General features: G+C 73.3%; 10 protein-coding genes. 5 read left to right on the plus strand and 5 right to left on the minus strand.

Going from position 1 to position 8,709, the window contains the following annotated elements; translation table 11 throughout:
• Positions 1-313: 313 nt before the first annotated feature.
• From NCC78_RS22895 to NCC78_RS22905, 3 genes are read right to left on the minus strand one after another with little or no spacing between them, the layout of a single operon-like run.
• Positions 314-1,318 (minus strand): alpha/beta fold hydrolase, encoded by a 1,005-nt coding sequence (locus NCC78_RS22895; RefSeq protein WP_250796955.1) that lies wholly within the window; start codon positions 1,316-1,318, stop codon positions 314-316.
• On the minus strand, positions 1,315-2,241 hold the full coding sequence (locus tag NCC78_RS22900; RefSeq protein WP_250796956.1) for an SDR family NAD(P)-dependent oxidoreductase: 927 nt from the start codon (positions 2,239-2,241) through the stop codon (positions 1,315-1,317). The genes NCC78_RS22895 and NCC78_RS22900 overlap by 4 nt, the downstream gene beginning before the upstream one ends.
• Positions 2,234-3,718 carry a flavin-containing monooxygenase gene (locus NCC78_RS22905; protein WP_250796957.1) on the minus strand — a complete coding sequence of 495 codons (1,485 nt, stop codon included), beginning with the start codon at positions 3,716-3,718 and terminating at the stop codon, positions 2,234-2,236. Before NCC78_RS22905 ends, NCC78_RS22900 begins: the two co-directional genes overlap by 8 nt.
• Positions 3,719-3,832: 114 nt before the next feature.
• Between NCC78_RS22905 and NCC78_RS22910 the strand changes: the two genes are divergently transcribed.
• From NCC78_RS22910 to NCC78_RS22930, 4 genes are all read left to right on the plus strand, one after another.
• Positions 3,833-4,495, plus strand: coding sequence for a TetR/AcrR family transcriptional regulator (locus tag NCC78_RS22910; RefSeq protein ID WP_250796958.1), 663 nt, complete (start codon positions 3,833-3,835; stop codon positions 4,493-4,495).
• A gap of 109 nt (positions 4,496-4,604) precedes the next feature.
• A complete protein-coding gene (locus NCC78_RS32110) occupies positions 4,605-5,393 on the plus strand; it encodes an arsenate reductase/protein-tyrosine-phosphatase family protein (protein ID WP_284706346.1) in 789 nt (262 codons plus the stop codon).
• Positions 5,390-5,794, plus strand: a complete 405-nt coding sequence (locus tag NCC78_RS22925; RefSeq protein WP_250796960.1) for a VOC family protein — start codon at positions 5,390-5,392, stop codon at positions 5,792-5,794. Before NCC78_RS32110 ends, NCC78_RS22925 begins: the two co-directional genes overlap by 4 nt.
• A 295-nt stretch (positions 5,795-6,089) precedes the next feature.
• Positions 6,090-6,728, plus strand: coding sequence for a flavin reductase family protein (locus NCC78_RS22930; RefSeq protein WP_250796961.1), 639 nt, complete (start codon positions 6,090-6,092; stop codon positions 6,726-6,728).
• A gap of 53 nt (positions 6,729-6,781) precedes the next feature.
• Here the strand turns inward: NCC78_RS22930 and NCC78_RS22935 are convergent, their stop codons facing one another.
• Both NCC78_RS22935 and NCC78_RS22940 read right to left on the minus strand, forming a co-directional pair.
• Positions 6,782-7,252, minus strand: a complete 471-nt coding sequence (locus tag NCC78_RS22935; RefSeq protein WP_250796962.1) for a hypothetical protein — start codon at positions 7,250-7,252, stop codon at positions 6,782-6,784.
• A complete protein-coding gene (locus NCC78_RS22940) occupies positions 7,252-7,569 on the minus strand; it encodes a hypothetical protein (protein ID WP_250796963.1) in 318 nt (105 codons plus the stop codon). Before NCC78_RS22940 ends, NCC78_RS22935 begins: the two co-directional genes overlap by 1 nt.
• 44 nt (positions 7,570-7,613) lie before the next feature.
• Between NCC78_RS22940 and NCC78_RS22945 the strand changes: the two genes are divergently transcribed.
• Positions 7,614-8,618: a helix-turn-helix transcriptional regulator gene (locus tag NCC78_RS22945; protein ID WP_250796964.1), complete on the plus strand. Its 1,005-nt coding sequence runs from the start codon at positions 7,614-7,616 to the stop codon at positions 8,616-8,618.
• The last annotated feature ends 91 nt before the right edge of the window (positions 8,619-8,709 follow it).

Genomic DNA, 8,709 nt, shown 5'->3' on the forward strand with positions numbered 1-8,709 from the left:
CTGGGCGCTGCGCCGGCGGCGTCGGTTGCCGGCGCAGGTGGAGGCGGCCCTGCGCACGCCGGAACGGTGCGACGCGGGCCTGCAGGCGCCGCCGACGCCGGGCCGGGCGGAGGCGCTGACCACGGCGAACTGACCCCGGGGCGCCCGCGGACCCGCCTATGGTGACCCGGTGACCACGACCCGTGCGCTACGGGCCGTGGTACCGCCCGATGAGGGCCCGCCGCCGGGACGAGGAGCACCGGGCGGCGACGCCGCTGGAACTCTTCTTCGACCTCTGTTTCGTGGTGGCGGTGGCGCAGGCCGCCGTGACCGGTCAGCCGGCCTCCGCCATCCGGGACCGGTCCTCCCCGCCGTCCGCGTCGGTTCCACCGGCACCGCCGACACCGGGAACCGCGCCGGCGCCCGGGTCGGCCCCGGTACCCGCGGCCGGGTCGGTGCCGGCGCCCGCCGCCGGGTCGGTGGCGGTCGGGCCGCCGGTCGTGGACCAGAAGTCGACGAGCAGGCGGTGGAACTCCTCGGCGCACTCGATCTGCGGCATGTGCCCGCAGTCGCGGAACAGGTGGGTGCGGGCCCGGGGCAGCCGCGCCCGGGCGGCCTCCAGGTGCGCCGCCGGCAGGATCAGGTCCCGGTCTCCCCAGACGATCATGGTGGGGATGTCGAGCCGCTCCAGCTCGGCCAGCAGCTCCTCCCGCCACTGCGGGCGTACGCCCCGGAAGGTGCCGAGGTTGCGGGCGGTCTCCAGCATCACCCGGGCGGCGTACGGCTGGCGGGCCACCTCAAGGGCGTGCGCGACGCGCTCGGCGGTGGCGAAGGCCGGGTCGTGGAAGAGGGACAGCTCGGCGCGGCGGGCGGCCCACCGACTGGGCCGCAGCAGCAGCCGACCCAGCGGGCGCAGCGCGAGCAGCCGCAGCGCGACGGTCACCTCCCGCCCGAAGCCGGCGGGGTTGACCAGCGCGAGGCTGGCCACCCGGGCCGGCTCGGTCACGGCGAGGCGCATGGCGATCGCGCCGCCGAGGGAGTTGCCGACCAGGTGCGCCGGCTCGTGCACGCCGACCGCGTCGAGGTAACGGCCGACAAACCCGGCCAGCCCCGGCAGCGTGTGCGGCCCGGCCATCGGCAGCGAGCCGCCGTAGCCGGGCAGGTCGACGCTGTGCACCCGGAACCGCTCGGCGAGCTGCTCGTGCAGTTCGGTGAAGTCGCGCAGGGTGCGGCTGATGCCGTGCAGCAGCAGCACAGGGGGCCCGTCGCCGTCGACGCGGTGGCAGATCCGCCGGCCGTCGACGGTGACGTGCCGGCGGCGTGGTGCCGGGGCGCTCACGCCGGCTTCCCGGCCGGGTCGACCGCCGGGGCCGCCTCGGGTTGCCGTTGCGGTGAGGGCGTCGACGCGGCGGTGGCGTTGCGGGCCGGGTCGCTCGCGCCGCGGTTGAGCCCGGTGACGAGGATCCGGTGGTACGAGGCCGGCGCGATCCGGGCGAGCAGGTCGGGCAGCTTCGCCGACCAGCCGATCAGCACCCGGCCCCGACGGCGTTCCACCCCGCGCAGGATCACCTCGGCGGCCTTCGCCGGGTCGATGGAGAGCAGCTTCTCGAACTGCTCGCGGCCGGTCTCGTACTCCTCGACGGAGACACCGCTGCCGATCCGCGCGTTCTGCGCGATGCGGGTGCGGATGCCCCCGGGGTGCACCGAGGTGACGCCGACGCCGTCGTCGGCCAGCTCGTGGCGCAGCGCCTCGGTGAAGCCGCGGACGGCGAACTTGCTGGCCGAGTAGGCGGCCTGGCCGGCGGGGGCGATGAGGCCGAAGAGGCTGGAGACGTTGACCAGGTGTGCGCCGGGTGCGGCCTTGAGCGTCGGCAGCAGCGCGTGGGTCAACTGCACCACGGCCCGGAAGTTGATGTCGACGACCCAGTTGAACTCGTCCAGGGTCACCTGGTCGAACCGGCCGCCCAGCGCCACCCCGGCGTTGTTGACCAGCAACCGGATCTCAGGATGGCGCCGCCGCAGCTCCTCGGCCACCCGGGCCGTGGCGGCGGCGTCGGCGAGGTCGACGACGTACGTGCTGAGCTGCCGGTCGGGGTGCGCGGCGCGGATCGACGCCACCACGGCGTCGAGCCGCTCGGCGTCCCGGTCCAGCAGGACCAGGTCGCTGCCCCGGCGGGCGAGCCCGTGTGCCAGGGCCTCCCCGATGCCGCTGGCGGCCCCGGTGACCACGGCGGTGCCGGCCGCGAAGACGAATCTACGCACGGACGCTGCTCCTCTCCGACGTGCCGGCCCGGGTGAACCGCACGCCCTCGTCGGTCAGTCGGCCGTGCCGCATCAGCAGCACGTCCCGGGTGTAGTTCTGGTACAGCCGCCACGGTGCCCGGGCGCCCTGCTTGGGCAGCGCGTCGACGCTGCGCAGCACGTAGCCGGCGGTCAGGTCAATGATCGGCACCACCCCGCCGCCGGGCGGCGGCAGCGGGGTGACGATCTGCTGGCCGGTGCGGTCCAGGTGGCGCAGCAGCCGGCAGACGTAGGTGGCGACCAGGTCGGCCTTGAGCGTCCAGGAGGCGTTGGTGTATCCGATGGTCATGGCGAAGTTCGGCACCCCGGAGAGCATCATGCCCTTGTAGGCGACGGTGTCCGCGAGGTCGACGTCCACGCCGTCGACGCTCAGCGTCATGCCGCCGAGGGCGAGCAGGTTGAGCCCGGTGGCGGTGACGACGACGTCGGCCGCCAACTCCTCGCCGGAGGCCAGCCGGATGCCCTTCTCCGTGAAGGTGTCGACGGTGTCGGTCACCACGGAGGCGCGGCCCTGGTGCAGGGCCGTGAAGAGGTCGCCGTCGGGCACGATGCAGAGCCGCTGGTCCCACGGGTTGTAGCGGGGCGAGAAGTGCCGGTCGACGTCGTAGCCGACCGGGAGGCGGCCCTTGGCGGCCCGGCGGAGCAGCTTCCTGACCACGCCGGGGGCGCGGCGGCTGAGCTGGAAGTTGGCGGTGGCGAGCAGGACGTTCTTCCACCGCACCACGGGATACGCGGCCTTCGCCGGCAGCCAGCGTCGCAGCGCGTCGGCGAGCACGTCGCGCGAGGGCAGCGCCATGACGTACGTGGGTGAGCGTTGCAGCATCGTCACGTGGGCGGCGCGCTCGGCCATCGCCGGCACCAGGGTCACCGCGGTGGCGCCGCTGCCGATCACCACCACCCGCTTGCCGGTGTGGTCGAAGTCGGCCGGCCAGTGCTGCGGGTGCACGATCTGCCCGGCGAACCGCTCGGTACCGGGGAACTGCGGGGTGTAGCCGGCGTCGTAGCGGTAGTAGCCGGAGCAGGTGAAGAGGAACGAGCAGGTCAGCTCGACCGGCTCGCCGGTTTCGTCGCGGTGGGCGTGGACCGTCCAACGGGCCCGCTCGCTGTCCCACTCGGCGCGCACGACCCGGTGGTGGAAGCGGATGTGCTCGGTCACGCCGTACTCGGCGGCGGTCTCCCGGACGTAGGCGCGGATCGCGTCGCCGTCGGCGATGGCCTTCGGGTCGGTCCACGGCTTGAACGAGTAGCCCAGGGTGAACATGTCGGAGTCCGACCGGATGCCGGGGTAGCGGAACAGGTCCCAGGTGCCGCCGATCGCCCCTCGGGCCTCCAGCACCGCGTACGTCTTCTCTGGACAGTTGCGCCGCAGGTGGCAGGCGGCGCCGACGCCGGAGAGGCCGGCACCCACGATGAGCACGTCGACGTGGTCGGTGGCCATCTCATCTCCCGTCCGACAATGTGACTCCGGACACTATCCACCGGCGTCGACGTCAGTCAACACCCTGTCGACTGCAATCGACACCTTGTCGATCCGGTTGTAACATCGGCGTTCATGACGCCCGCCCGTACGGCCACCGGGACCTCCACCCCGCGCGGACGCCGCGCGGCGCGGTCCGCCGGGGACGACCGTGAGCTGGCCATCCTCGCCAGCGCCGAGCGGCTGCTGCGGCAGCGGGCGTTCGCCGACATCTCCATCGACGACCTGGCCCGCGGCGCGGGCATCTCGCGGCCCACCTTCTACTTCTACTTCCCGTCCAAGGACGCGGTGCTGCTGACGCTGCTGGACCGGGTCACCGAGGAGGCCGACGCGGCCGCCGGGGACGTGCTGGACCGGCTCGCCGAGGATCCCCGGGCCCGCTGGCGGGAGCTGATCGACCGGTTCCACGAGACGTTCGGCGCGCACCGGGCGGTGGTGCTGGCCTGCGCCCAGGTGCGCGGCACCAACGCCGAGGTGCGCCAGCTCTGGGCGGCCGTGCTGGAGCGCTGGGTGCACGCCATCGAGACGGCGATCGGGGCCGAGCGGCGGCGCGGCGCGGCACCGGACGGCCTGCCCGCCCGGGATCTGGCCATCGCGCTGAATTCGATGAACGAGCGCGTCTGGTACGCCACCTTCGCCGGCGACGGACCGGCCGTCGCCGAGCGGGACGTGGTCGACGTGCTGCTCGACGTCTGGCTGGCCGCGATCTACCGCAGCAGCACTCCCCCACCGGCCTGACGCCGCCGCGCGGCGACCAGTTCGGCGTCGAGCCGGGCGAGCATCCGGTCGACGGCCGCAGCGCGCGACTCGGAGGTACATCAAACTGACTTGATGTATCGTCCGAGTCGTGGCCGCATCGAGGCAAGCCGCCCCAGCGTTCGTACGCCTGGCCGGGCACCCGCTGCGCTGGCAACTGCTGGCCGAACTCGCCCACAGCGACCTGCGGGTCCGCGAACTGGTCACACTGGTCGGCCAGCCGCAGAACCTGGTCTCCTACCACCTGCGGCTGCTGCGCGACGGCGGGCTGGTCACGGCCACCCGCAGCAGCTTCGACGGCCGCGACAGCTACTACCACCTGGACCTGGACCGCTGCGCCCACGCGCTCGCCGGCGCCGGCACCGCCCTGCACCCGGCCCTGCGGCTGGACAGCACCACACCGGCCTCCCCGGTCCACCCCCGGCGACTACCCCGCCGCACGGTGCTGTTCGTATGCACGGGCAACAGCGCACGCTCACCGATCGCCGAGGCCCTGCTACGCCAGCACACCGCCGGCCGCGCGAAGGTGATGAGCGCCGGAAGCCGCCCCAGACCGCGGCTGCATCCCCACACGCTGCGGGTGCTGCAGGAGCACTTCGGCGTCGATGTCGCCGCTCAGCACCCGCGGCACCTGGACACGCTTACCGGCCGCCGGTTCGACTTCGTGATCACCCTGTGTGACAAGGCCCGCGAGGTCTGCCTCGAGTTCGGTGACCATCCCCGCCTGCTGCACTGGAGTGTTCCCGACCCCACCGCGGCGGGCAACAGCGAACAGGCCAGCTACTTCGCCTTCACCCGAACCGCTGCCGACATCGAGACCCGCGTTCGGCATCTGCTACCCGTCCTCGCCACCACCAACCCGAAGGAGGTTGAGCCGTGACCGCGCCCGACCAGTACGCCAGCGTCCGCTACCTCGTCGACGACGTCCAGGCCGCCGTCGACTTCTACACCACCCACCTCGGCTTCCAACTGAACACCAGCGCCGCACCCGCCTTCGCCGACGTGGTCCGCGGCCCGCTGCGACTGCTGCTGTCCGGACCCCCCAGTTCCGGCGCCCGCGCCACCCCCACCGACGCCACCACCCCCGGCCGCAACCGCATCCACCTGGTCGTCGACGACCTGGACGCCGAGATCGACCGACTCCGTGGCGCGGGGCTGGCGTTCCGCAGCGAGCCGGTCTCCGGGCCCGGCGGGCGGCAGATCCTGCTCGCCGACCCCGCCGGCAACCTGATCGAGCTGTTCCAAGCCGCTCACGACCCCGCCGCCAGACCCACCACCTGACCACAGCCCGCCATTTCGAACGCGGCTCGGCCAGGTCGAAGCTGTCCTCACGGCCGGGCGAGGTGTCGGCTACTTGGCCGACGAACATGCGCGTCGCGCGGCGGAACTGCCCCAAGCCCTGCCTGGTCGGTTGGCCGCCATGACCGCACGCACAGCGACGCGGTCGCTGAGACACGAGGAGGTGCCAGCCCCGACAACGCGACGTCCGATCGCCGCCAGCACCGGCCGGGCGGGTCGCGCAGAGTCGAGACGGGCGGCGCGACGCACGGTCGCGCTCTCGGTGGAAGGCGAACGCATGCACGTGGTTCCCGGTCTCAAGGTGCTCTACTTCGGGACTCCGGTGGTGCTGGTCAGCTCGCGCAACCCGGACGGCACGGCGAACCTCGCCCCGATGTCGTCGGCGTGGTGGCTGGGGCAGCACGCGATGCTCGGTCTCGGAAACAGCGGACAGACGACCGCGAACCTGCGGCGCGAGCGCGAGTGCGTGCTCAACCTGCCGTCGTCGGCGATGGTCGACGCGGTCGACCGGATAGCGCTGACCACCGGCAAGCCGGAGGTGCCGGCGCACAAGGCCGCGCAGGGCTACCGCTACGAGCCGGACAAGTTCGCGCTGGCCGGGCTGACCGCGCAGGCGTCGGAACTGGTCCGGGCGCCCCGCGTCGCGCAGTGCCCGGTCCAGCTCGAATGCCGGGTCGTCTCGACCCACCCGTTCGGCGGCGCCACCGCGCAGGCCACCGCGTTCGAGGTGGAGGTGCTGCGCGCGCACGTCGAGGAGGACCTGGTCATCCCCGGGACGAGCTATGTGGACCCGGTGGGTTGGGACCCGCTGATCATGAAGTTCTGCGAGTTCTTCGGTGGCGGGCGGAACATGCATCCGTCCCGGCTCGCCCAGGGTTGGGACATGCCGCACCAGCTCCGGCCGGCCGCCGTCTGAGCCGGCGGCTCGGGGCGGCGACCGGAGGTGAGGTCGCCGCCCGGAAGCCGGACTCAGCGGGTTGAGCCGGTTTCCGCCCGGGTGAACTCCATGATCCAGTTGGTTTCCCAGCTGCGTTCGCCGTCGATGGAGAAGGCCTGTTCCCAGCGGCAGGAGGTCGCGGTGACCGCCGACCAGAGGAACCGGCACCGGATCGGCCGGCCCTCGTCGACGTCGTCGGCGAAGAAGGTGCCCACGCCGTCGACGAACCGGCCGACCATCGGCGGCAGCTCCAGCACCCCACGCGAACTGTTCATCCAGTAGATCGACCAGGTTCCGTTCGCCGGGTCGAAGGTCCGTACGGTCGCGCCGGAGAACCCCCTGGTGGGAAAGGTGATCTCGTCGAAGCTGCCGGCGCCGTCGAAGAAGCTGCGGGCCACGGAGAAGCCGGGGAACTCGTCCCATTCGTCGCTGCCGACGTGCCGCTTGCGCAGTCGCCGGTTGGCCACGTGCCAGGAACCGACCAGGAAGTCGAAGTCGCCCATCAGCTTCCCACCGGCCCCTCGGCGCGGGTGTCGGCGACCCAGCCGTCGAGGTCGGGCCGGTCGGGGGCGAGGACGTGCCGGATCCAGGCCAGCAGGTACGCCCCGGTGTCCGCCCCGCGGTGCAGCACCACCCAGCTGCCGGCGGGGGTCCCGTCCTCGCCGGCGGGCGGGAGCAGGCGCGGCAGGAAGTCGTACGCCGCCCGCTGCACCTCGGCTTCGAGTCGGCGTTCCGGCTGGTCGATGTGGTAGCGCTTGATCCTGCGTCCGGCGAGGGTGATCGGTTCCGGCACCCGCAGTTCCTTGTCTCGGAAAGCCATGCCGGGACGGTACAGCCGCTCCACTGACAGCTACTGTCAGCAGAGTGCGGGCCAGCCGACTCCTCTCCCTCCTGCTGCTGCTGCAGACCCGGGGGCGGATGACGGCCGCGCAGCTCGCCGAGCGGCTGGAGGTCTCCACCCGCACCGTCTACCGCGACGTCGAGGCGCTGCACGCCGCGGGCGTCCCGCTCTACGGCGAGGCCGGGCACGCCGGGGGCTACCAACTGGTCGAGGGCTGGCGCACCCGGTTGACCGGGCTGACCACCGAGGAGGCCGAGCGGCTCTTCCTGGCCGGCCTGCCCGGGCCCGCCGCCGAGCTGGGCTACGGCGCCGTCGTCGCCGCCCTTCAGCTCAAGCTGCACGCCGCGCTCCCGCCCGAGCTGGCCGACCGCGCCACGCAGCTCCAGCAGCGCTTCCACCTCGACACCCCCAGCTGGTACGCCGACGGCGACGCCTCGCCGCACCTCGCGGAGGTGGCGGAGGCGGTCTGGCGGCAACGCCGCGTCCGGGTGCGCTACCGCAGCTGGCGCGGGGAGGTCGACCGGACGATGGAACCGTACGGCCTGGTCCTCAAGGGCGGCCGGTGGTACGCGGTGGCCGGCCGGCCCGGGCGGGACGGCCCGGCCACCTACCGGGTGAACCAGATCCTGTCGCTGACCACCCTGGACGAGGAGTTCGCCCGGCCGGCGTCGTTCGACCTGCCCGTCTGGTGGCGGGAGCACGTGGTGCGGTTCCGCGCCGGGCTGCACCGCGACGACGCGACCGTCCGGCTCTCGCCCAGGGGCCGGCAGCGCCTCAGGGAGGTCGCCACCGAGCTGGTGGCCGCCGCCGTCGACGCGAGCGCCGGCCCGCCGGACGACGCCGGCTGGGTGACCGCGGTGATCCCCATCGAGTCGCTCACCCACGCCCACGGCGACCTGCTGCGGCTCGGCGCGGACGTCGAGGTGCTGACCCCGGCCGCGCTGCGCGAGCGACTCGCCGCCACCGCCGCCGACCTGGCCGCCCTCTACGCCCCGGCGAGTTCCGGCGTGACGCGGGACGTCGGATGACGCCGGCCTGATTCCATCGTGGACCGACACGGCCCGCCCGGGGCACCGGTTGTCGCCCGCCTGTGCCACGCTGGGGGCGACGACACGGTCA

Source organism: Micromonospora phytophila, from assembly GCF_023656545.1.
Lineage (GTDB): Bacteria > Actinomycetota > Actinomycetes > Mycobacteriales > Micromonosporaceae > Micromonospora > Micromonospora phytophila.